The organism is Streptomyces sp. TG1A-60, from assembly GCF_037201975.1.
GTDB lineage: Bacteria > Actinomycetota > Actinomycetes > Streptomycetales > Streptomycetaceae > Streptomyces.
In genome coordinates this window covers 7551116-7573598 of the sequence record NZ_CP147520.1, presented here as the reverse complement: position 1 = coordinate 7573598, position 22483 = coordinate 7551116, and the positions used below count along the sequence as shown (strand labels likewise).

Annotated in this window: 20 protein-coding genes and 1 pseudogene; 8 read left to right on the top strand and 13 right to left on the bottom strand. The window is 72.3% G+C overall.

What is annotated here, in order from left to right; genetic code table 11:
• Window positions 1-2: 2 nt before the first annotated feature.
• The 8 genes and pseudogenes from WBG99_RS33390 to WBG99_RS33355 form a co-directional block, all read right to left on the bottom strand.
• Window positions 3-1705, bottom strand: a pseudogene (locus WBG99_RS33390) (IucA/IucC family protein).
• On the bottom strand, window positions 1705-2898 hold the full coding sequence (locus WBG99_RS33385) for an MFS transporter (protein WP_338899928.1): 1194 nt from the start codon (window positions 2896-2898) through the stop codon (window positions 1705-1707). The pseudogene WBG99_RS33390 and the gene WBG99_RS33385 overlap by 1 nt, the downstream one beginning before the upstream one ends.
• Window positions 2895-4667 (bottom strand): IucA/IucC family protein, encoded by a 1773-nt coding sequence (locus WBG99_RS33380; protein WP_338899927.1) that lies wholly within the window; start codon window positions 4665-4667, stop codon window positions 2895-2897. Before WBG99_RS33380 ends, WBG99_RS33385 begins: the two co-directional genes overlap by 4 nt.
• Complete coding sequence (locus WBG99_RS33375) at window positions 4664-5854, bottom strand: ATP-grasp domain-containing protein (RefSeq protein WP_338899926.1); 1191 nt, start codon at window positions 5852-5854, stop codon at window positions 4664-4666. The genes WBG99_RS33380 and WBG99_RS33375 overlap by 4 nt, the downstream gene beginning before the upstream one ends.
• A gap of 281 nt (window positions 5855-6135) precedes the next feature.
• Window positions 6136-7152 carry an iron-siderophore ABC transporter substrate-binding protein gene (locus WBG99_RS33370; protein WP_338900574.1) on the bottom strand — a complete coding sequence of 339 codons (1017 nt, stop codon included), beginning with the start codon at window positions 7150-7152 and terminating at the stop codon, window positions 6136-6138.
• Between the two features lie 90 nt (window positions 7153-7242).
• Window positions 7243-8064 (bottom strand): ABC transporter ATP-binding protein, encoded by an 822-nt coding sequence (locus WBG99_RS33365; protein ID WP_338899924.1) that lies wholly within the window; start codon window positions 8062-8064, stop codon window positions 7243-7245.
• 265 nt (window positions 8065-8329) lie between these two features.
• The gene (locus WBG99_RS33360) at window positions 8330-9379 is read right to left on the bottom strand and encodes an iron ABC transporter permease (protein ID WP_338899923.1); all 1050 of its coding nucleotides are present in this window, start codon (window positions 9377-9379) and stop codon (window positions 8330-8332) included.
• Complete coding sequence (locus WBG99_RS33355) at window positions 9376-10344, bottom strand: iron ABC transporter permease (RefSeq protein WP_338900573.1); 969 nt, start codon at window positions 10342-10344, stop codon at window positions 9376-9378. Before WBG99_RS33355 ends, WBG99_RS33360 begins: the two co-directional genes overlap by 4 nt.
• Before the next feature lie 270 nt (window positions 10345-10614).
• Between WBG99_RS33355 and WBG99_RS33350 the strand changes: the two genes are divergently transcribed.
• Window positions 10615-11460 (top strand): (2Fe-2S)-binding protein, encoded by an 846-nt coding sequence (locus tag WBG99_RS33350; protein ID WP_338899922.1) that lies wholly within the window; start codon window positions 10615-10617, stop codon window positions 11458-11460.
• A 17-nt stretch (window positions 11461-11477) separates the two neighbouring features.
• Here the strand turns inward: WBG99_RS33350 and WBG99_RS33345 are convergent, their stop codons facing one another.
• Window positions 11478-11837, bottom strand: a complete 360-nt coding sequence (locus WBG99_RS33345; RefSeq protein WP_338899921.1) for a metalloregulator ArsR/SmtB family transcription factor — start codon at window positions 11835-11837, stop codon at window positions 11478-11480.
• A gap of 141 nt (window positions 11838-11978) precedes the next feature.
• Here WBG99_RS33345 and WBG99_RS33340 point away from each other — a divergent pair, with 141 nt between their 5' ends.
• The gene (locus WBG99_RS33340) at window positions 11979-13307 is read left to right on the top strand and encodes an MFS transporter (protein ID WP_338899920.1); all 1329 of its coding nucleotides are present in this window, start codon (window positions 11979-11981) and stop codon (window positions 13305-13307) included.
• 40 nt (window positions 13308-13347) lie between these two features.
• Here the strand turns inward: WBG99_RS33340 and WBG99_RS33335 are convergent, their stop codons facing one another.
• Entirely contained in the window at window positions 13348-14079 is a 732-nt protein-coding gene (locus WBG99_RS33335) for a DUF1775 domain-containing protein (RefSeq protein ID WP_338899919.1), read from the bottom strand.
• Window positions 14080-14710: 631 nt separating this feature from the next.
• Here WBG99_RS33335 and WBG99_RS33330 point away from each other — a divergent pair.
• Genes WBG99_RS33330 through WBG99_RS33315 form a run of 4 tightly spaced genes read left to right on the top strand, consistent with a single transcriptional unit; the run spans window position 14711 to window position 17462 of the window.
• Entirely contained in the window at window positions 14711-15412 is a 702-nt protein-coding gene (locus WBG99_RS33330; RefSeq protein WP_338899918.1) for an energy-coupling factor ABC transporter permease, read from the top strand.
• Complete coding sequence (locus WBG99_RS33325; RefSeq protein WP_338899917.1) at window positions 15409-15846, top strand: energy-coupling factor ABC transporter substrate-binding protein; 438 nt, start codon at window positions 15409-15411, stop codon at window positions 15844-15846. The genes WBG99_RS33330 and WBG99_RS33325 overlap by 4 nt, the downstream gene beginning before the upstream one ends.
• A gap of 6 nt (window positions 15847-15852) precedes the next feature.
• Window positions 15853-16602 (top strand): cobalt ECF transporter T component CbiQ, encoded by a 750-nt coding sequence (gene cbiQ, locus WBG99_RS33320; protein ID WP_338899916.1) that lies wholly within the window; start codon window positions 15853-15855, stop codon window positions 16600-16602.
• Window positions 16599-17462, top strand: a complete 864-nt coding sequence (locus tag WBG99_RS33315; protein ID WP_338899915.1) for an ATP-binding cassette domain-containing protein — start codon at window positions 16599-16601, stop codon at window positions 17460-17462. The genes cbiQ and WBG99_RS33315 overlap by 4 nt, the downstream gene beginning before the upstream one ends.
• Window positions 17463-17665: 203 nt before the next feature.
• Here WBG99_RS33315 and WBG99_RS33310 read toward each other — a convergent pair whose 3' ends face one another.
• From WBG99_RS33310 to WBG99_RS33300, 3 genes are all read right to left on the bottom strand, one after another.
• Window positions 17666-18169, bottom strand: coding sequence for a hypothetical protein (locus tag WBG99_RS33310; RefSeq protein ID WP_338899913.1), 504 nt, complete (start codon window positions 18167-18169; stop codon window positions 17666-17668).
• Window positions 18170-18313: 144 nt separating this feature from the next.
• Window positions 18314-18694 carry a transporter substrate-binding domain-containing protein gene (locus WBG99_RS33305; protein WP_338899912.1) on the bottom strand — a complete coding sequence of 127 codons (381 nt, stop codon included), beginning with the start codon at window positions 18692-18694 and terminating at the stop codon, window positions 18314-18316.
• A 336-nt stretch (window positions 18695-19030) separates the two neighbouring features.
• Window positions 19031-19210, bottom strand: coding sequence for a hypothetical protein (locus WBG99_RS33300; RefSeq protein ID WP_338899911.1), 180 nt, complete (start codon window positions 19208-19210; stop codon window positions 19031-19033).
• Window positions 19211-19370: 160 nt separating this feature from the next.
• On the opposite strand from WBG99_RS33300, the gene WBG99_RS33295 reads away from it, so the two are divergent.
• Together WBG99_RS33295 and WBG99_RS33290 are read left to right on the top strand one after the other, a co-directional pair.
• On the top strand, window positions 19371-20690 hold the full coding sequence (locus WBG99_RS33295) for a DUF4158 domain-containing protein (protein ID WP_338899910.1): 1320 nt from the start codon (window positions 19371-19373) through the stop codon (window positions 20688-20690).
• Window positions 20581-22422, top strand: a complete 1842-nt coding sequence (locus WBG99_RS33290) for a Tn3 family transposase (RefSeq protein WP_338899909.1) — start codon at window positions 20581-20583, stop codon at window positions 22420-22422. The genes WBG99_RS33295 and WBG99_RS33290 overlap by 110 nt, the downstream gene beginning before the upstream one ends.
• Window positions 22423-22483: the final 61 nt, after the last annotated feature.

Here is a 22483-nt window from a genome sequence, read left to right as displayed (position 1 = left end):
GCTCATCGGGGGCTCCAGCGGAGGACGTCTTCGGCGAGGGGGAGGGCAGGCGGACGTAGCCGGCCTCGCGGTCGGCCTTGCGTTCCCAGCGGGTCAGCAGATTGGTCTTCGCCGGCAGGGGCACCCCGGCGAGCAGCGCGGCGAGGCGGGGCGGGCAGCCCTCTTCGTCGGCGTAGGCCCGGAGGGTGGCACGGACCGCCGCCCACAGGCCGGCCTCGGCCTGTGGGTGCAGGTCGGCGAGGGCGGCGAGCAGCTCGGCGACGTGGTTGACGAGCAGGCAGTACACGACGCGGTCCCAGCCGCGCTGGGCGTCGTACGACAGCGGGCCGGCGACCTCGGGGGCAAGTGCGGCGAGGGCGTCGGTGTGGTGGTCGGGGACGAGCTTGGTGCCCTCCAGGTCGCGGAAGAGGACCTGGGCGGGCATGCCGTCGGTGTCGACGCAGACGAGAACGTTCTGGAGGTGGGGTTCCAGGACGAGGCCGTGGTCGAAGTAGGCGGAGAGCACGGGCGGGACCAGGAGACGGAGGTAGGCCTTCCACCAGTCCAGGGCGGCCTCGGGGCCCGCTCCGTCCAGGAGGCGGGAGATGTGGGCGGCGCTGGTCGGGTACTCGTCGGCGACGGCCGCCGCGAGCAGTGGGGTGGTGCCGGGCAGCAGGCGCCGGGACAGTCCCTCACGGACGATCACGCCGAAGCCTTCGAGGAGGGCCCGGTCGGGGGTGCCGTCGGGGCCGGGCACGGCGAGGCTGCGGTAGGCGGGTTCGCGGAGCATCGCGCTGCCGGGGAAGCGGGTCTGAAGGTCGGCGAGGGCCGGGCCGAGGAGCCGGGTGAGGGCGACGGCGCCGGAGAGTTCGTAACTGGCGTTCTTGCGCAGGCAGTTGGTGATGCGGACGTTGAGGCTGAACTTCAGGAAGGAGTCGCCGTCGAAGAGGGTGCGCACGGAGGCGGTGGCCGCGTACTCCCGGCCGCCGGGGCCGAGGTCGAGGATGTCGCCGCGGCCGAGGGCCTCGCGCAGCAGCCGGTGCTCGCGCAGCATCTCGTACTGCCAGGGGTGGGCGGGCAGCAGCCGGTAGCCCTCGGGGATGTCGCCGTGCTCCCGGTCGAGGACGGCGGTGGCGCCCGTCTCGGCGCTCTCCTCGGCGATCAGGTGCTCGCGGACGGCGAGGTGGCGCAGGAGGAAGGAGGCGCCGGCCTCGGGGGCGTAGGCCTGCCAGGCGTCGGCGTCGCCCGTGCGGGCCTTGGGCGTGGGGTGGAAGCGGTGCCCGAACAGCAGGGACTGCTCGGAGGCGAGGTAGTCCGGGAGCCCGTGCGCGGCGGACTCGCGGGTGGCGAGCGCGGTGGCGAGGGTGCGGTGGCTGGAGTCGATCTGGCGCAGGAACTCGTCGTTGCGCACGCCGGTGCGCAGCGACAGTTCGTCGTGCGTGTACTCGGCGAGACGGCGCCAGTCGAGTGCGCTCCAGGCGGCGTCGGTCTGCTCCTGGACGGCGCCGGTGAAGCGGTGGGCGCCCAGCAGGGACGTGCGGCGCAGGGCCACACGGAGCAGCAGGCCTCGGCGGGGCAGGCGCAGCAGCAGGTGGCCGTCGATGACGGCGGTCTGGTGTTCGGGGCCGGAGACCTCGCGCAGCAGGCAGTTGAGGAGGGTGTGGGCCACCGCGTCGTCGGCGGTGGGGAGGTGGGTGGTACCGAGCGAGTCGGTGAGCGGGGGCATCAGTGGCTCCAGCGGATACGCGGGCGTGGGGGCAGGAGGGTCGCGAGGACGGTGAGGGTGGCGATGCCGCCGCCTATCAGCACCGGCGCGGTGGGGCCGAACCGGGCGCTGCCCACGGCGGCGGTGATTCCGGCGGCGACGGCGCCGGCCTTGGAGAAGAACTCCAGCGAGCCGAACATCCCGCCGGGGGCGCGGCCCCGGGCGCACTCGGCGGCCAGGACCGACAGGCCGACCATGCCGAGGGTGAGGCCCGCGCCGAGCAGCAGCCGTACGGCGACCAGCGTGGGCAGGGTGTCGGCGACGCCGTGGCCGGCCAGGCCGAGGGCGATGAGTGCGAAGCCGGCGGCCATGCCGTGCCGGGGGCGGGTGCGCAGCGCGCGGTGCACCGCCATCGCCGAGACCAGGTAGCAGAGGTGCGGCAGCGCGAAGAGCAGGCCGGAGAGGGCGGTGGAGGCGCCCGGAAGGCGTTCCTCGACGAGGGATATCAGGTAGGGGAAGGAGATGACGGTGGAGAACACGAAGGCGAACTCCAGCGCGTAGAGCCTGCGCAGCGCGGCCACGGGGGCGACGTCGGTGCTCTCCGGCTCCTCCGGTTCGGTCGTGCCGGTCTCCCCCGGTTCGGGCAGGGCGGCCAGGAGGAGGGCCGCTGCGAGCGGGAGCAGCGCGAGGAGGGCGTACTGGCGGTGCGGGGACATCCAGGGTGACAGCGCGCCGACGACGATCGGCGCGAACACGAGGGCGGCCCGCGCGCTGCCCTGCATGAGGGTGAGCGCCCTCGACAGGCGCGGCCCCTCCAGGGCGGCGCCCAGGTAGCCGTTGGAGGCCGCGAAGGTCCCGCCGAGGATGCCCTGGAGCACCAGCGCCACCGTGAACACGGTGAGCGAGTCGGCCCAGCCGGCGAGCAGGAAGGAGACGGCGAGGCCCAACTGGGCGCGCAGCAGCAGCCGTTTGCGTCCGAAGCGGTCGGCGAGCCGACCCCACAGGGGTGCCGCGATCGCGCTGAACACGGTGGGGACCACGTACAGCACACCGGCCCAGTCGGCTGCCCCGTCGCCGAGCTCCGGCAGTATCCGGGTGAAGTACGGCGGCAGCCCCAGCGCGGCGAACGACGCCACGAAGTAGCAGGCGGCCACGGCGTGCACCTGGCGGCGGCCGAACGTGGGGCGGGCCATCGGGGGCGCCGCGGCTGTCATGCCGCACCACCGTCCACCAGCAGGTAGTTGGGCCCCGTGGTGTAGTGCTTGTTGATGTCGGCGGCGCCCGACCGCTCCTTGCTGAGCAGGGTCCCGGCGGTCACCATCGCCTTCACCGGCAGTTCGGGCGCGGTCAGCACCCGCCGGCGCAGCACGGCCGCCGCGTCTGTGCCGAGCCGGTCGACGGCCTCGGTGAGCCGGTCGCGGACGAGGCGCAGCAGGTCCGGCAGCGGTGCGCGGCCGTGGCGGGCGAGGCCGAACGCGTAGGCGCCGGCGCAGAGATGGACGGTGATGGTGGTGAACAGGTCGGCCACCGCCCGGTCGTCCGGGGCGAAGGTCCGCGCGTCGTGGAAGCCCCGGTTCCCGCCGCCGTCACCGAGGGTGGCGGCCAGCCGGGTGCTGTTGACGCGCGGCCCGTCGTTGTCCTTCAGCAGCAGCCGCAGCTCGCCTGGCTCGGGGCCGAACACCAGGGAGACGTTCTGCTGGTGCGACTCCAGGGCGATCCCGTAGCCGAAGAGCGTGGTCTGCCAGTCGAACAGCACAGTGAGCACGGCGTCCAGCAGGGCGGTCGTGTCACCGCCGTGGAAGCGGTCGGCGAGGTGGTCGACGACCAGTCCCCCGCCGGGTGCCTCGGCGAGCAGGGCGGCCATGGGGACGACGACGCGGTCGTCGAGGTCCGTCGGGTAGCGGCGGCACAGGACGGCGAGGAGTTCGTGCCCGGCGTGCGCGTACACCGTCTCGTCGGCGTGCAGCACCCGGTCCTTGAAACGGGGTTCCCGCTCGATCACGGCTGCCAGCAGCCGCTGTCCGGCCGCGCCGTCGACGAGGGTGCCGGGCTTGATGGAGCGCTTGTTGCGCATGCCCAGCGTGGCGGTGGCCAGGGGCAGTTTGAGGTGCAGGGAGGGCGCGGCGGCCGGGGCGACCGTCCGCATCGACAGGGTGGGTACGACGGGGAGGTACGCCCGGTCGGCGAGTACCGCCCGGCCCGCGAGTCCCGCCTCGCGCAGCGCCGCGTCGAGCGGCGCGCCCACGGTCAGCGGATGGACGGGCAGGGCGACATGGGTGTGGTCGAGGTCCGCGAGACCGAGCCCGGAGGGGGTGGGCCAGCCGTCCGGGAGTTGCCCGGCGACGGTGACCGACTCCCGGGGGAGGGCGAGCCAGTTCAGCGCGAAACTCGGGTGGAACTCCGGCGCGAAGCCGCGTAGTTGCTCCTCGTCCAGGCCCGAGCGACCGCGCGCGGTCGGGTAGACGGGGTGGTCGAGCCGCGCGGCGAGGGTCTCGTACGCGAGGCTGCCGCGCAGCCCCGTCCAGTCGGCCAGGTCGGTGCCGTAGAGCTCGGTGAGCCCGTCGGCCGTCTCCTTCCGTGTCGTCTCGTGCAGCCGCATCGTCGCGAGCGTCTGACGGCACTCCTCGGCGAAGGCGTCGAAGCCGTCGCGGTCGACGGGCTCGGCGAGTGCGCGCAGTTCGGCGAGGACGGTGTCGCAGGTCGTGAGGTGGGTGCCGGCCGGCTCCCGGACGAGCTGGGGCATCCGGGCGGCGTACGCGTGCTGGAATCCGTCCTCGGCGACCGGCAGCAGCAGGGCGTCGTCGCCGTCGACGGGCAGGCGGAGCCAGGGGCCGTCCGGGCGGTGGACGAGTGTGCTGCGGGTGCGCAGGCCGACGACGTCCTCGCGGAGGAGGGCGCCGAGCACGCGGGTGAGCAGTTCGGCTTCGGTGGCGCCCGCGGGTGCGGACGGGGCGGCGGTGGTCTCGGCTGCGGCGGCGGTCACGGCTGGATCTCCCAGCGCTGTGCGGCGAGGAAGTCCGCCGCCACCCGGTCGACGGTTTCCTGGCCGGTGCCGGTGGCGCGCAGGACGCCGAGGTAGTCGCGGTTGGTCCGGTACAGCTCGTGCCGTTCGCCGACCTCGCGGAGCGGACGGTAGGTCAGGTGCACGCCGTCGACGGTGAGTTCGCTCGCGGCGGGGGCGGCGACGAGTGTGCCCGCCCGCTCGGCACTCGGGTACTCCAGGCGGGCCGCGCCGTCGCGGCGGAACTCCAGGTCGGCGGGCAGCGGTTCTCCGAGGTGGGTGCGGAGGATGTGCTCGAAGAGCGGGAGGTCGAGGAGCTGGGCGAGCAGCAGGTCGCACTGGTCGCCGATGGCACGGTAGTTGACCTCGATGATGCGGGCCCTGCCGTCGTGGACCACGAACTCGGTGTGGCAGGCGCCGAATCCGACGCCCAGCGCGTCGAGTTGGGCGAGGATCTGCGTGACGACCGGCTCGGGGTGGGCCGGGACGAAGCGCAGCCGTTCCTCGATGAAGTACGGCGGCGGTGACAGCTCGGTGTGGAAACCGCCGAGGACGTGCCGGACGCGGCCGTCGCCGAGGGTCTCCAGGGTGAGGAGTTCGCCGGGCAGGTACTCCTCGACGACGAGGGGGGCACCGGGGCGGCGGGTCAGGATCTCCTTGCCGCGTGCCACGAGGTCCTCGGCGGTGTCGACCAGTACGACGTCCTCGCTGGCGACGCCCTCGCGGGGCTTGACGACGCAGGGGTAGGGGGCGTCGACGACGAGGGGGCCGGTGAGGTGGGCCGGACCGGTGATCTCGGCGGACCAGACGGTGTCCGCTCCGGCGGCGGCCAGATGTCGGCGCATCTCGCCCTTGTCCTTGCTGCGCAGCGTGGCCCGCCAGTCCTTGCCGGGGAGCCCGAAGTACTGGGCGGCCAGCGCGGCCTGGGTCTGGAGGTGGTCGCTGTTGGTGAAGACCGCGTCCGGGCGGTGGCGGGTGGAGATCCGGGTGACGACGGCGCGGAAGTCGCGTACGTCGCAGTCGAGGACCTCGATCTCGGGGTAGGCGGCGCGGTGGGCGTCGGGCTGGTCGGTGAGGACGGTGACGTCCAGGCCGAGCCGGGCGGCGGCCGGCAGGAAGCCTTCGGTGACGGAGTCGGTGGGGTTCAGGGCGAGCAGGTACAGACGCATGGGGTGGTGCACGACTTCCGCTAGGCGAGTGGGGGGTCGGTGGGGGACCGTCTCGTGGTGGGCCCGCCCGGGGCCTGTCCGACCCCTGCCGTCGTCGCCCGGAGGGCGGCCGTGCGCCGGTCGCGCCGGCGGCTGAAGTCCGCGTGGGCGCGTGCTCCCGCCGTGCCTGGCGTGGACCCTCGTACGTGGGCGTACTTGGTCCCGCCGCCCGGCGCGGCGAGAGAGCGAATGACGTCGTGAGGCAGGCAGGGATCGTCGGACAGGGCCTGGAACCGCGCGAGTTACTGCTTCGGCAGCTCGACGCCGGTGGCCTTCGCCACGTCGGCGAGCATCTCCTCGGCCGCCTGGACACCGATGCCCGACATCCAGGTCTCGTCCGGGACCTCGAAGACCTTGCCGTCCTTGACGGCGGGCAGGTCCCTCCAGACCGGGTTGGAGGTGACCTGCTTCTGCTGGGTCTTGTCCGGGGTGTCGGCGGTGGTGACGAAGACCAGGTCGGCGTCGGCCTGATCGATCTCCTCGGCGCTGACGTCCTTCATCGTCACGGCCGGATCGTCGGAGATCTGCGACTTCGGGCGCTGGAAGCCGATGTCGTTCAGGACGACACCGCTGTAGGAGTTGGAGGCGTACAGGCGGGTCGGGCCGGCGACGAAGCGGACCACGGAGACGGTCGGCATGGCGCCGTCCTTCTTCTCTATGGCCGTACCGAGGGCCTTGGCCCGCGTCTCGTACTCCTTCAGCTCGGCCTCGGCCTCGTCCTCCAGGCCGAGTGCCTCGGCGTGGACCTTGAGGTTCTCCTTCCACACACCACCGGTGGTCTCGGTGAACACGGTCGGGGCGATGGCGCTGAGCTTGTCGTAGACCTTCTCGTGGCGGACCTTGGACGACAGGATGAGGTCGGGCTCGAGGGAGGCGATCTTCTCCAGGTTCGGCTCCAGGAGCGGTCCGACGTCCACGGTGTTCTTGAGGTCGCCTTCGAGGTACGTCGGGAAGCCGCCCTCGGTCTTGAAGTGCGGGGCGACGGCGCCGACCGGGTCGATGCCGAGCAGGGTGACGTCGTCCAGCTCACCGGTGTCGAGGACGACGACCTTCTTCGGCCGGGACGGGATCTCGACGTCACCCATCACGGTGTTGAGGGTACGCGGGAAGGCGGCGCCGTCGGCGCCGGCCTGGGCGGTGTCGCTCTCCTTCGCCGAGTCGTCGTTGCCGCAGGCGGCCAGGACGCCCGTGCCGAGCACGACGGCGAGCAGCGCGGCGGCGGGCCGGCCGAATCCGCGCAGGGGGGATCGCTTGAGCATCATGAGGTGGTCCTTCTCTCGGCGTACGGAGTACGGGTGAACCGGGTGTGCCTGGGTTCCAGTGATGTGCCGGGTGTGGCGGATGAGTGGTCAGGAGGTCGCGGGCGCGGTGGTGTGCCGTGCCGCGTTGCCTCTGGGGACGACCAGCGGTGTCCCGGTCTCCGGGTCGGGGATGACCCGGCAGTCCACGTCGAACACGGATTTGACCAGGTCCGCGTCGAGCACGTCGGCAGGTGGGCCGGTGGCTGCGAGGCGCCCGCCCTTGAGCACGACCATGTGGTCGGCGTAACGGGCGGCCTGTCCGAGGTCGTGCAGCACCATCACCACGGTGCGGCCGGCCTCGGCGTGCAGGGCGGCGACCAGGTCGAGGACGTCGAGCTGGTGCCGCAGGTCGAGGAAGGTGGTCGGTTCGTCGAGCAGGAGCAGCTCGGTGTCCTGCGCCAACGCCAGGGCGATCCAGGCGCGTTGGCGCTGTCCGCCGGAGAGCCGGTCGACCGGGTGGTCCCGCAGCTCCGCCGTGCCGGTGCGCTCCAGCGCCTCGTCCACGGCCTGCTGGTCGGCGGCCGACCAGGGGCTCAGCAGCCGCTGGTGCGGGTACCGCCCGAGCCGTACGAGGGCCTCGACGGTGATCGCCTCCGGGGTGACCGGCTGCTGCGGCAGCAGCCCCATCCGCAGGGCCAGCGCGCGTGCGGACACGCGGTGGATGTCGGCTCCGTCCAGGGTGACCGTGCCCGCGGTGGGTGCGAGCAGCCGGCTCAGCCCTCTCAACAGGGTCGACTTGCCGCAGGCGTTGGGGCCGACGATCGCGGTGACGGCGCCGCCGGGCAGCGTCAGGTCGAGCCCGCCGACCACGAGCCGGTCGCCGTAGCGCAGGTCCAGGCCCTGCGTGGAGAGCTGGTTGGTGGTGGTCATGCGAAGCTCCTGGGGGCGAGCGTGGGGCGGCGGTACGAGGCGGCAGGTTGGCAACGGGTTGTCGTCGGGGCCCGGTGGGAGCGGGCCGGCGGCGACGGCCGCGCACGGCTGCCCGGCGCCGACCGGGTGCGGGGACTCGGCGTCGGAGCGGCGCGCCCCTCACCACGGGGCGCGGACGTGTTCTCGGTGGGCTCGTGTGCCTGGGCGTCACGGGCGGCCAGGTCCCCGCCCTGTCCACCGTGCGCGCCGGCGCTCTCCCGTCCGTTCATGTGCCGCTCCCCCGCACCGGCTTGCTCTGCCGGAACATCAGCACCAGCAGCCAGGGGGCGCCGAGAGTGGCGGTGGCGGCGCCGACCGGGAGACCCTCGATCGGGAGGAGGTGCTGGACGACCAGGTCGGCGGCGAGGAGGAGGACGGCTCCGGTGAGGGCGGCCAGGGCGAGGGTCGCGGCGGTGGGCGGGCCGGTGAGGAAGCGGACGACGTGCGGTACGGCGAGGGCGACGAAGGTGACCGGGCCGGCGAGGGCCGCCGCCAGCGAGGCCAGCGTGACGGCGACGAGGAGGAGTTGGAGGCGGGCGGCGGAGGTGTTGAGGCCGAGGGCGCCCGCCGAGTCGTCGCCCAGGTCGAGCAGCGCCAGTCGGCGGTTGGTGACCAGCGCGGCGGCCAGGGCGAGCACCACGGCCGCGCCCGCGCCCCAGACCTCCGTCCAGGTGCGGCCGTACACTGATCCGGTCGTCCACTGGAGTGCCGAGCCGGCGAGTTCGGCCGGGAAGCGCACGATCATCAGGTTGACGGCGGCGGCGAGGCCCGCCTGGACGGCGAGACCGGTGAGGACGAGCCGGGTGACGGCGAGCCCGGACCGCCAGGCGAACACACCGAGCAGCAGGGCGGCCAGCATGCCGCCGGCCAGCGCGCCGAGCGGGATGAGCAGTTGGGAGGCCCCGGCGGCCAGCAGCGCGACCGCGCCGAGCGAGGCTCCGCCGGTCACACCCATCACGTCCGGGGAGGCGAGGGGGTTACGGAAGAGCCGTTGCAGGACGCAGCCTGCCGCGCCCAGGCCGGCACCGGCCACGATGGCGGCGACGGCGCGCGGAGCGCGGAACTCCCGTACCACCAGCACGTCGCCCGGGTCGCCGAGTCCGGCCAGCGCGCGGAGCGCGACGGACGCGGGCAGGTCCATCTCCCCCGTGGAGACGGATACCGTGAGCAGGACGGTCAGAGTGAGGAGGCCGGTCGTGCCGTAGGTGAGAAGCCTGCCACGGCCGGGCGTGCGGCGCGTGTCCCGTCGCGGGACCGCCTTGTACGTCAGTGTCATCGGGCGGCCTTCCGCGCGAGCAGGGCCAGCAGCGGGGCGCCGAGGAACGCGGTGACGATGCCGACCTCCAGTTCCGCCGGGCGGATGACCAGGCGGCCGAGGATGTCGGCCGTGAGCAGGAGCAGGGGTCCCGCGATGAGGCAGCCGGGCACGAGAAGGCGGTGGTCGCCGCCGAGCAGCGGGCGGACGAGGTGGGGGGCGGCGAGCCCGATGAAGGCGACAGGGCCGGCCACGGCCACCGCGGAGCCGGCGAGCAGGACGACCGCGATACCGCCGGCGAGCCGGATGCGGGTGACCGGCACGCCGAGCGCCTGGGCCGAGTCGTCGCCGAGGGCGAGGGCGTTGAGGGCGGGTGCGACGGCCAGGGCGAGCAGCAGGCCGAGCGCGAGGGGTGGCGACAGCGGCCACAGCGTGTCGAGTTGGCGTCCGGCGAGGGAACCGGCGAGCCAGAAGCGCGCCTCGTCGAGGGTGCGCTGACTGGCCAGCATCACGGCCGACGTCCAGGACAGCAGCACGAGTTGGAGGACGGTGCCGCCGAGCGCGAGCCGTACCGGGTCGATGTCGCCGGAGCGGCGTGCCAGCGCCTGGGCGAGGACGGCGGCACCGGCGGCCCCCGCGAAGGCGAACCACACGTACTCGACGGGGTCCGCGAGTTTCAGCGCGAAGATGGCGACGACGACCGCGAAACCCGCTCCGGCGTTGATTCCGAGGGTGGTCGGTGAGGCGAGCGGGTTGCGGGTGATCCCCTGCGCCACGGCGCCGGCGACCCCCAGGGCGGCGCCGACCGCGAGAGCGATGACCGTGCGCGGCAGCCGAAGCCCCGTCACCACCAACGCGTCCCGGCCCTCCGCGTGACCCGACAGCGCGTCGAGCACGGTGGGCAGGGGGACGGAGCGGGCCCCCAGGGCGAGGCTCAGCGCGGCGCAGAGGGCCAGCGCGCCGATCCCGCCGAGGAACAGGGGCAAGTGCCTCAGGGCACGCGGGGGTACGCCGGACGGCGCGGCCCGTTCGGTCACAGTCACGATACGTGAGCTTAGGTTAGGCATGCTTTACTTTTCAACGGCTATGGGTTCACTGTGATCCACGCCGCCCTTGATCGACTCGCAGGTAACCCGGCTGGTCGATGACATGACCCATGGCCTCACCCGCCATCCGGTCGCCGGTGAGCGATCTTGCAGTTAAGGTAAGGCTTACCTCCTCGCCGCACCAAACCCCCTCACGCCCTGGAGTCACCGATGACCGTGGCCTCCCTGGACAGCCCCCGGGCGGACGCCGCCACGTATGTCCCGGACCTCCTCGCCGCCGTCTACCGCCGCCTCGACACGGTGTGCGAGGCCCTGTCCGTACGCGTCGCTCCGGCGCGCCGACTCCCCTGCGACACCATCGGACTGACGGACGGCCGGGAAGGCGTGGAGGCCTTCGTCGAGGCCGAGGCGGCCCGCATCCAGGACCGCCACGACCACACCGCGCCCCGGCATGTCGCCGCCTCACGCGCCCTGCACGACTACGCCTGGTCGGTCGGCCTGCTGATCAGCGGCGTCTGGTATCTGGAGCGCCGCGTTCCCCGCATCGCACCCGGCGACATACGGGTCGACCTCGCGTCGGGCACGTACGAGATCAGCCCCGGCACCGCCCTCGCCTGCCTGCCGGACGACCCGGCGACGGATCTGCCCGGTACCCGGACCGTCGCCCACCAGGAGGCCCTGCGCGCCGAGTTGAGGGCCGCCGTGGCGGACCACATGGGTCCGGTGCTGGACGTGATCGGCCCGTACGTCCGCCGGGGCTCGCGCGCGCTGTGGGGCCTGGTCTCCGACGATCTCGTCTCCGGCCTCTGGTACCTGGGCCGCATGCTGGGAGACGAGGACGCCGGGGTACGGGCCGCCTCCGCGGTCCTCCCCACGGCTCGGGCCCCCTTCCCCGGCGGCGCCGACTTCCGCTCCCTGCGCACGAGCGACGGCCGCGAACACCCGACCCGCACCCGCAGGGGCTGTTGCCTCTACTACACGATCCGCCCGGCCGAGACCTGCTCCACCTGCCCCCGCACCTGCGACGCGGAACGGCTGCGCCGGCTGGAGGGCTGACCCTGCGCGGCGGCAGGTCAGTCGTGCGGCGCCTGGCCGCTCACCCGGTGGTCCGCGTGGCTGAGCGCCTCCAGGACCAGGCGCCGCAGATGGCCGTCGCTGAGGCTGTAGTGGATGTGGCGCCCTTCGCGGCGGGTGTCCACGAGCCCGGCGAGCCGCAGCTTCGCCAGGTGCTGGCTGACCGCCGTGCGGGACGCCTCGCAGCGCTCGGCCAGTGAGCCGACGTCCGACTCGCCCTGGGCGAGCAGCCACAGCAGGTGCAGCCGGGTGACGTCGGAGAGCATCGCGAACACTCCGGTCGCCTCGGTGAGCCGCGCGCTGTCGGGGGCGCGCAGATGCGCACCGGACGCAGGTGACACGGCGTGGCTTTCAGACATGAGCCCAGCCTAGAGGCAGGGCCGACAACGTGGGACGCCCTTCACCACCGCCACCCGAACCATCATGTGCACAGTTGCGCACATGATGGTTACACTCGTCGGTACGGACCGGAACGCCACGCCGAGGGGAGCAGCCGCGCCATGCTCGCCGTCCTGCGCCACCGCGCCTACCTGCGTCTCTTCACCGCCCAGGTCGTCGCCCTGGTCGGCACCGGTCTGGCGACCGTCGCCCTCGCTCTGCTGGCGTACGACATCGCGGGCGCCGACGCCGGTTCGGTACTGGGCACCGCGCTCGCGATCAAGATGGTGGCCTATGTGGTGATCGCCCCGGCCGTCGGCGCGGTCGCCGACCGGCTGCCGCGCCGGGCGCTCTTGGTGACGGCGGACCTGGTCCGCGCCGGGGTCGCCGTGTTCCTGCCGTTCGTCGGCGAGGTCTGGCAGGTGTACGTCCTGGTCTTCCTCCTGCAGTCCGCCTCGGCCGTGTTCACGCCCGCGTTCCAGGCGGTCGTCCCCGACGTGCTGCCCGACGAACGCGAGTACACGCGGGCCCTGTCGATGTCGCGGCTGGCGTACGACCTGGAGAGCCTGCTCTCCCCCGCGCTCGCGGCGGCACTGTTGTCCGTCATCACCTACAACTGGCTGTTCACCGGCACCGTCCTCGGTTTCCTCTGCTCGGCCGCGCTGGTGGTCGCGACCGCCCTGCCCGAGCGGGCCACTCCCGCCTCTCGCGCGGGTGGCGTGTACGCCAGGGCCACGGCCGGCATCCGCTGCTTCCTCGGCGCCCCCCGGCTGCGGGCCCTGCTCGTCCTGAACCTGGCGGTCGCGGCGGCCGGTGCCATGGTGACGGTCAACTCCGTCGTCTACGTCCGCGATGTGCTGGGCCTGTCGGCGGGCGCCGTGCCGTTGGCGCTCGGGGCGTACGGGGCCGGGTCGATGGCCGTGGCCCTGGTGCTGCCGCGGGTGCTGGACAAGGTGCCGGACCGGGCGGTGATGCTGTCGGGCGCGCTGTCGCTGGCGGTCCTCTTCGCCGGGCTCGGGGCGGTCACGGCCGCGCGGGACGGAGGTTGGCGGCTGCCCGTGCTGCTCGTCGTGTGGGCCGCGTTCGGTGCCGCGTCCTCGGCGGTGCTGACCCCGACCGGGCGCCTCATCCGCCGCTCGGTGCCGACCGGGGAGCGTACGGCCGCGTTCGCCGCGCAGTTCTCCCTCTCCCACGCCTGCTGGCTGCTCACCTATCCCCTGGCCGGGTGGCTGGGGGCGGCGGCGGGGCTCGACCGGGCGGTGCTCGCCCTCGGTTCGCTGACCCTGGGCGCGGCGCTGCTGGCCGTACGTCTGTGGCCGGCACGGCCGACGGCCCCCGTGCACACGGACCTTCCCGGCGGACACCCCCGTCTGATCCGTGCCCTGCGCGTCCCGACGGGCCGGCGACACAGCCACGGGCCGCTGACGGACGAGTCGCACGCACGGCCGTAGAGGCGTCCGGGGCGTGGGCTCGACGAACGGCACTGACGCGTCAGGCGGTTCCGCCGTGACGACTCCGCAGCCACCACACTGCTCCGCCGAGCGCGAGGACGACCGCGCCGATGCCGAGGGGTACGGCGAGGGGGAGGCCGTCGTCGCCGTCCGCGCTGTCCGCCGCGGGCTCCGCCGCCGGGGGCGAGGACTCGCCGCTCGACTCGGGCGAGGGGGCGGCGGTCGCGGGCTCCTCCGAAGGACTGGGGCTCACGGGCTTCGCGCCGGGGGCGGCGGGCTTCAGGTCCAGGCGGGGCGCGGGGTGACCGTGGCCGTGGCCGTCCCCCTCGGAGTCGTCCAACTCGATCCAGCGGTCCACCGTGCCGTCACTGTAGGACTGCAGTGTCTTGAAGACCAGGGACTTCACGTCGGGCAACTGCCGTACGGTGACGACGTAATCGGCGTCCTCCCCCACGGGGAGCTTCTCGCCCGAGACGGTGTAGCCCCGGCCGGTGGGGGCGAACTCCCAGCCGTCCGGGCCCTCCTCGTAGGTGACGTCGGCGGGCACGATTCCCTTGGGCAGGATCACTTCCAGTTCGGTGATGCCGGCGGAGGAGGACTCCGACGCCGCGGAGAAGGTCAGTTCGACGTTCTGGCCGAGGGCGCGGGCGCCGTCGGACTCGACCTCCGCGTGTGCCGCGGCCGGCCCCGCGGTGGCGACGGCGACCGCGAGCGCGGCTGCGGTGAGGACGCCGAGACGGCGCGGGCTGGGTACCGAGGTCGGGCGGTGCACTGCGGACTCCCTGATGCCGATGATGTGGGTCCTGAATTCAAGCGCAGGGCAAGGCCTGTGGCCAAAGTCGACCAACCGAGCGAACGGTTCCGGCCACAGCCGACGTCGGGTGCTCGCTCCTGCGCGGGCCGATGTTCGCTCCTGCGCGGCGTGGGAGCGCCGGGGCGTGAGCCGGGGGTGAGCGGTTCCGCGCCGCTCGCGCGCCCCTCGTCTCCGCTTGTCAGCGCCCTTGTGCGGGGACTACTGTCACCACGCCTTGGTGAACGGGAAATCCGGTGTCATGCCGGTGCGGCCCTCGCCACTGTGATCGGGAAGTCCGGCTCCGGCCCTGGGCCCTGTCGTCAGACTCCCGTCGTCCGCCCGGAGGGCGGGCCTCGCGGCGTCAGGTGCGTGCCCTCGGCGTGCCGGGCGAACGTCCTCGTACTGGATTCGTACGTGGGCCTTCGCCCGGCGCGGCGAGAGTGCGTGCGTGGCGTCCCGCGGCAGACGGGAGTCCGACGACAGGGCCCAGGGCAGCCACTGGGTCCTTGCGACCCGGGAAGGCGGAGCACGGGCGGTGGTACCCGTAAGCCAGGAGACCGGCCAAGGCGCGTCAACCATCCACGAGGTGCTGGAGAGGGTCTGCTGAGCCATGCACATAGCCGAGGGTTTCCTTCCTCCGGCGCACGCGATCGCCTGGGGCGTCGCGTCCGCGCCGTTCGTCGTCCACGGAGTACGGGCACTCACCCGTGAGGTCAGGGAGCATCCCGAGAGCACGTTGCTGCTCGGTGCCTCCGGGGCCTTCACCTTCGTTCTGTCCGCGCTGAAGCTGCCGTCGGTCACCGGTAGTTGCTCCCACCCCACCGGCACCGGGCTGGGCGCCATCCTGTTCCGGCCGCCGATCATGGCGGTGCTGGGCACCATCACCCTGCTCTTCCAGGCCCTGCTGCTCGCGCACGGCGGCCTGACCACGCTCGGCGCCAACGTCTTCTCGATGGCGATCGTCGGCCCCTGGGCCGGTTACGGCATCTACCGGCTGCTGCGACGGTTCGACGTGCCGCTGATGGTGACGGTGTTCTTCGGCGCGTTCGTCGCCGACCTGGTCACCTACTGCGTCACCAGCGTCCAGCTGGCGCTGGCGTTTCCCGACCCGAGCAGCGGCTTCCTGGGCTCCCTCGGCAAGTTCGGCTCCATCTTCGCCGTCACGCAGATTCCGCTCGCGGTGAGCGAGGGGCTGCTCACGGTGCTGGTGATGCGTCTGCTGGTGCAGTCGAGCAAGGGCGAACTCACCCGCCTCGGTGTACTCCTGAGCGGCGGGCGGAACCAGGCCGAGACCGAGGCGGTGGCCCGATGAACCGGAACGCGAAGATCAACTCCCTGCTGCTGCTCGTCGTGGCCGCGCTCGCCGTCCTGCCGCTGACCCTCGGCCTCGGCGACCACAAGGAGGAGCCCTTCGCGGGCGCCGACGCCGAGGCGGAGACCGCGATCACGGAGATCCAGCCCGACTACGAGCCGTGGTTCTCCCCGCTGTACGAGCCGCCCTCCGGTGAGATCGAGTCGGCGCTCTTCGCCCTCCAGGCCGCCCTCGGCGCGGCCGTCCTCGCCTACTACTTCGGTATCCACCGAGGGCGGCGCCAGGGCGAGGCGAGGGCGCGGGCCCGACGGGACGCGGCCGAGGACACCACCACGGCTTCGGCGAGCTCGGGGAGCGCCACGGCCGTGCGGACCGCGACCGGCGACGGCGGTTCGCCCGGTGGTGCCGCGCCGTCCCCCGCCGATCGGGCCTGAGCCCTCGTGCTGCCGATCGACGCGGCGGCGCACAGCAGCCGCTGGCGCCGCCGCCATCCCGTGGACAAGGCCGTGCTCGGACTTGGCCTCACGGCGCTCGCGATCTCCCTGCCGCCCTGGCCGGGCGCCGCCCTGGTGCTGCTCACGGCGCTCACCGTGCTGCTGGGCCCGGCAGGCGTGCCCGGCCGTCGGCTGTGGCGTGCCTACCGGGTGCCGTTGGGCTTCTGCCTGACCGGCACGCTGCCCCTGCTCGTCCAGGTCGGCGGGCCCGACGGGTTCGTGACCCTGGCCGGGGGCGGCCCGGTCCGCGCCGGGGAGCTGCTGCTGCGCACCTCGGCCGCCTCCCTGGGCGTCCTGTTGTTCGCCTTCACCACCCCCATGTCGGACCTGCTGCCCCGCCTGGTGAAGGCGGGGGTGCCCGCGCCGGTCGTCGACGTCGCGATGGTCACCTACCGCATGAGCTTCCTGCTCCTGGACTCCGTGCGCCGCATCCGGGAGGCGCAGGCTGCCCGGCTCGGGCACACCACGCGGGCCGCCACCTGGCGTTCGCTGGCCGGGCTGGGGGCCATCGCGTTCGTGCGGGCCTTCGACCGGGCGGCGCGGCTCCAGACGGGGCTGGCCGGACGGGGGTACGACGGCACCCTGCGCGTCCTGGTCCCCGAGGCCCGGGTCTCCCCGCGCTTCACCGCGGCCAGTGTCGCCCTCCTCGCGGCCGTGACCGCCCTCACCTTCGTCCTGGAAAGGCCGCTGACATGAGCGAGCCCGTGCTGGTCGCCCTGCGGGGCGCGTCCTTCGCCTACGAGGACGGTCCGGCCGTGCTCAGTGACCTCTACTTCGAGGTGCGCGAGGGCCGGGCACTCGCCCTGCTGGGCCGCAACGGCAGCGGCAAGACGACGCTGATGCGGCTGCTCAGCGGTGGACTGCGGCCCCGCGCGGGCGAGCTGACGGTCGAGGGGCAGCCGGTCGCGTACGACCGCAAGGGCCTGACCCGGTTGCGTACGACCGTCCAGCTGGTCGTGCAGGACCCGGACGACCAGCTCTTCGCGGCGTCCGTCGCCCAGGACGTGTCGTTCGGGCCGCTGAACCTCGGGCTGCCCGACGCCCAGGTGCGGGCCCGGGTGGACGAGGCGCTCGGCGCCCTCGGCATCACCGCGCTCGCCGACCGGCCCACGCACCTGCTCTCCTACGGACAGCGCAAGCGGACCGCCATCGCCGGTGCCGTCGCGATGCGGCCCCGCGTCCTGATTCTCGACGAGCCCACCGCCGGGCTCGACCCCGACGGCCAGGAGCGGCTCCTCACCACCCTGGACGAGCTGCGCAGGTCCGGCACCACCGTCGTGATGGCCACCCACGACGTCGACCTCGCCCTGCGCTGGGCCGACGACGCGGCGCTGCTCACGCCGTCCGGTGCGCGCACGGGCCCGGTGGCCGCGATGCTCGCCCGCACGGATCTCCTCCAGCAGGCGGGACTGCGGCTCCCCTGGGGTATCGCGGTCACTCAACTCCTGCGCGCCCAGGGGAGATTGACTGGCGCGGAGCCTGGTCCCCGCACCCCGGACGAGCTGGCCGCCATGGCGGGAGCGCGCGCCACTCCCCCGATACCGGCTGACGGCTGACGGCTGACGGCCGACGCACCGTGCTCGATCGGGGCTGGAACTCCGCCTTGTCGTTGTCGGCCTGCTGCGCGACCTGCTGGATGGCACTCCGGTGGAAGGCGTTCCAGGCGTTGAAGGCGACGTCGACCTGGCGCCGTACGGGCCGCGTCGACGAGGACCTTCCGCTCCTGGTGAAGCAGGTGGCACCCGCTACGAGTAGGGGATCATTGCCGACCTTGAGCTGGAAGCGCTTGATGCCGGCCTCTTCGCGGCGGACCGAAGGCGGCCATCTCCTCCGCGGACGTCAGGGGAACCGCCTCGTAGAGCGGGAAGTCCTCCTGCAGCACACCGCCGAGCAGAGCGGCGACCGGCTTCCCGCACGCCTTGCCGAGCAGGTCCCAGCACGCGACGTCGACGGCGGCCTTGGCATGGCCGCCGTCGAGGAGGACGCCGTCCAGGGTGCGGCGGATCGCGGACACGTTGGTCGGGTCCTGGCCGAGTAGCGCCGGGGCCATCGTGTGCAGGGCCGCGCGCACCTCGGCCCAGTGGGTGGGCAGGTACCGGTTGCCGAGAGGAGTGATCTCACCCCACCCTTCGAGCCCTTCGTCGGTGCGCAGGCGGACCAGCCTGCCGATCTCGGACGTCGCCGCGCGACCGCCGGACATGACGTACTCACCGTGGGCGTAGCGCAGGCCGTAGCCGAAGCAGTCGACGCCGACCACCTTCATCTCGTCCTCCCTCTCTTCACGTGGTCACAGGGGTGTGCACCGAGCACCGGCGCAGGGCCACCGGATGTGTGTCATACCGGGCGACAGCCGGAGAGGATGCCACCTCTCCGGCTGTCGCACCGGCCTCGCGTCCGAAGGCCCTGGTCAGCCGATCAGGCGCGGCTCTCCGACCTCGGCCGCGGAGGCGTCCAGACCGTGCTTGGTCAGGATCTTGGCGAGTTCACCCCTGCTCCGCAGTTCCGCGATGTCCTCGTTGATCGCCTTCACCATGTCCTCGTGCCCCTTGGGCATCGGGAAGGCGGACTGGGCCGGCTCGACGGAAGCGGCGACCTTGTCGAAGGGCTTGGCCTTCTCGACCTTCAGATTCTTGCCCTTGGTCGAGTACACGGCGGCGCCGTAGGCGTCGACACACACGTCGACGCGGCCGGCCTGAAGGTCCTGGTAGCAGTTGACGCCTGAGGGGTACGTCTTCAGCTTGCCGCCGAGGTAGTCCTTGAGGTCGGCGACCCACAGGTAGCCCTCCACCCTGCGGAACGGACTGCAGGCCGCCGCGGATGATCTCGCTCGCATAGGCGCCGGTGGTCAGGGCCAGTGTCGCGGAGACGAAGGCGCTCAGTGAGAGCCCCTGTTCCGGCAGCCCGAAGTAGACGATCTGCAGCATCACCAGGGCCGGGGTGCCGCGTCCGATCTCCACGAGCCCGATGACCGTGTAGCGGATCGGCACGACGCGTGACGCCGAGCCCAGGGCCAGGAGCAGTCCCAGCGGCATGCCGAGCGCGAGGCTCCCCGCGACCAGCTGAGCGCCGATCCTGAGGCCGTCCCAGAGCTGGGGGAAGGAATCCGTCCAGTCGGTGAGGAAGCTCATCGGGCCACCCTTCGCTGCAGGCGCCCGTCGAGGGAGCGGGACAGCGCCGCGCAGACCGCCGACAGGACGATGTAGAGGACGGCCGCCACCAGGAACGGCTTGATCGCGTCACCGGTCGTGCGCGACGCTTGGTTCGCGAAGTAGAGGATGTCGGTGACGCCGAGAGCGAAGGCCACCGAGGAGTCCTTGAACAGTCCGACGCCGTAGTTGGGGCGCCGGTAAGAATGCTGTCACCAGCCGCAAACGGCGATGATCTTGGGAGGGCGTCACCCGTGTGGGTGAGTCCTGGGCCGTACGGCTGCGGTGGGTGAAGCTCTGCGGGGACGATCGTCGATCGTGGCCCGTACTCCGCTGGACCTGGACGAACTCGTCGAGCACTGGACGCTGCTGAAGGACGAGCAGGCGCTCGTGTCCGGCAAGCGTGGTGCGAAGCGACTGGGCTTCGCCGTGCTGCTGAAGTTCTACACGCAGTACGGCCGGTTTCCCCGGAACCGGGCAGAGCTGCCTAGTGAGGCCGTGGAGTTCGTCGCCCGGCAGGTACAGGTTCCCGCCTTGGAGCTGGAGTCCTACGACTGGACGGGCCGCACGGTCGAGTACCACCGTGCGCAGATCCGGGAGCACCTCGGTTTCCGTGAGTGCAGCGTCGCGGACGCGGAGAAGCTGACGGCGTATCTGGCCGAGCACGTCGCGCACAAGGAGCGCAGGCCCGAGCAGGTCCGGGTGGAACTGCTGGTGCGCTGTCGCACCGAGAGCATCGAGCCGCCCACGGCGGGCCGGTGCGACCGGATCGTGGGGGCCGCTTTGCGGGCGGCCGAGGAGTCGCTGACGGCCCTGGTCTCCTCGCGGCTGACCGTGGAGAGCATTGAGCGGATCGTGGCTCTGGTGGCCGGCGCCGACCAGGACGGCGCCGGACCCGCGGGTGGCGGTACGGAGGGCGAGGACGCGCTGCCGGTGCTGGCGAAGGTCAAGGAAGCGCCGGGCAATGTGAGCCTGGAGACGATGCTCACCGAGATCGACAAGCTCCTGGCGGTGCGGGCGATCGGTCTGCCACGGGATCTGTTCGTCGACGTCGCGCCGAAGGTCGTGGCGGGCTGGAGGGCGCGGGCCGCGGTGGAGTCGCCTTCCCATCTGCGGACGCACCCAGTGGCGCTGCGGGTGACGTTGCTGGCCGCGCTGTTGCACGAGCGGGAGCGGGAGATCACGGACACGCTGGTGGAGCTGCTGATCTCCACGGTGCACCGGATCGGGGCGCGGGCGGAGAAGAAGGTCACCGAGCAGCTGATCAACGCGTTCAAGAAGGTGTCGGGCAAGGAGAACATCCTGTTCAAGCTCGCCGAGGCGTCGCTCGGCACCCCGGAGGGGACGGTGCGGCAGGTCGTGTTCCCGGCGGTGTCCGGGGGTGAGGCGACGCTGCGGGAGCTGGTGCACGAGTTCAAGACCCGGGGGCCGGTCTACCGGCGGACGGTGCAGACGACGCTGAAGGCAGACGACGCTGAAGGCGTCGTACACCAACCACTACCGGCGCGGGCTGATCAAGCTGCTGGACGTGCTGGAGTTCCGTTCCAGCAATCACGCCCACCGGCCGGTGATCGAGGCGTTGGCGCTGGTGGCGCGGTACGCGAACGCGGGGAACACGACGTACTACCCGCTGGGTGAGACGGTGCCGGTCCACAAGGCGATGGGTGGGGACTGGGCGGAGGTCGTACACCGTGCCGACAAGCGGGGCCGGCGCCGGGTGGTGCGCATGGTCTACGAGGTTGTCGCCTTCCAGGCTCTGCGCGATCAGCTCAAGTGCAAGGAGATCTGGGTGGTCGGCGCCGACAAGTGGCGCAACCCGGATGAGGACCTGCCGCAGGACTTCGAGGCGAGGCGGGTGGAGAACTACCGGGAGCTGCGCAAGCCGCTGGACGCCGCGGTGTTCGTCAACGAGCTGCGCGAGCAGATGGCGGCCGAGCTGGCCCTGCTCAACGACGGGATGCTGAAGCTGTCCTGGCTGGACATCGCGGAGCGGAAGTCCGGGGCGATCCGGCTGACGGCGGCCGAGGCCCAGCCCGAGCCGCGCAACCTGCGCAGGATCAAGGCCGAGGTGCAGAGGCGGTGGGGCATCGTGCCGCTCGTCGACATGCTGAAGGAAGCGGTGCTGCGGACCGGCTGCCTGGACGCGGTCACCTCGGTCTCCGGCGGCGGCAGCCTCTCGCCGGAGGTGCTGGCGGAGCGCCTGCTGCTGGTCATCTACGCGTACGGCACGAACACCGGGATCAAGGCCGTGGCGTCCGGCGGCCACGGCCACACCGAGGACGAGCTGCGGTACGTGCGGCGCCGGTATCTGTCCGCCGAGGCCGCCCGCGCCATCGCCGTCCAGATCGCGAACGCCATCTTCGCCGCCCGCAGCACCGCGCTGTGGGGGCAGGGCTCGACCGCAGTCGCCTCCGACTCCACCCACGTGCGCGCCTACGATCAGAACCTATTTACCGAGTGGCACTCGCGCTACGGCGGCCGCGGGGTGCTCATCTACTGGCACGTGGAGAAGAAGTCCCTGGCCATCCACTCACAGCTGATCAACTGCACTGCCTCTGAGGTCGCCGCGATGATCGAGGGTGCGATGCGGCACGGCACCACGATGGATGTCGAGGCCAACTACACGGACTCGCATGGCCAGTCGGAAATCGGTTTCGGTATCACGAGGTTGCTGAACTTCGACCTGCTGCCGAGGATCAAGCGGATCAACAAGGTGAAGCTGTACCGGCCGGTGGCCGGCGAGCCGGACGCCTATCCGCAGCTGACCCCGGCGCTGACCCGCCCGATCCGCTGGGAACTCATCGCCCAGCAGTACGACCAGATGATCAAGTACGCGACCGCGATCCGGACCCGCACCGCGTCCACCGAGGCGATCCTGCGGCGCTTCACCCGCAACGCTTCCCACCCCACCTACGCGGCGATGCTGGAGGTCGGCCGTGCCCAGAAGACCATCTTCGTGGCCCGCTACCTGCGGCTACGGGACCTTCAACGGGAGATCGAGGAGGGCCTGAACGTGATGGAGTCCTCCAACGGCGCGAACAGCGTGATCGCCTACGGCAAGGGCGGAGAGATCGCCTCTAACCGGCGCGATGAGCAGGAGATGTTCGTGCTGTGCCTGCGGATTCTGCAATCCGCGCTGGTGTACGTGAACACCCTGATGCTCCAGGACATCCTCGGCGAACCGGAGTGGGCCGAGCTTCTCACGCCTGCCGATCGGCGCGGCCTGACCCCACTGTTCTGGTCGCACGTGCGTCCGTACGGGGAGGTCAACCTTGACATGGACACCCGGCTCGACCTTGCTGCAGTCAAACTTCCGGGCCCGCGAGTTCCGACGGGCGCCCCGGACCAGCAGTCATCTGAGCGCGCGTGAAGCGTGGGCGAGGTCGGAAGGAGCGATGGGAGGGAGAAGAAAACCAGATGGTCCGCTTCCC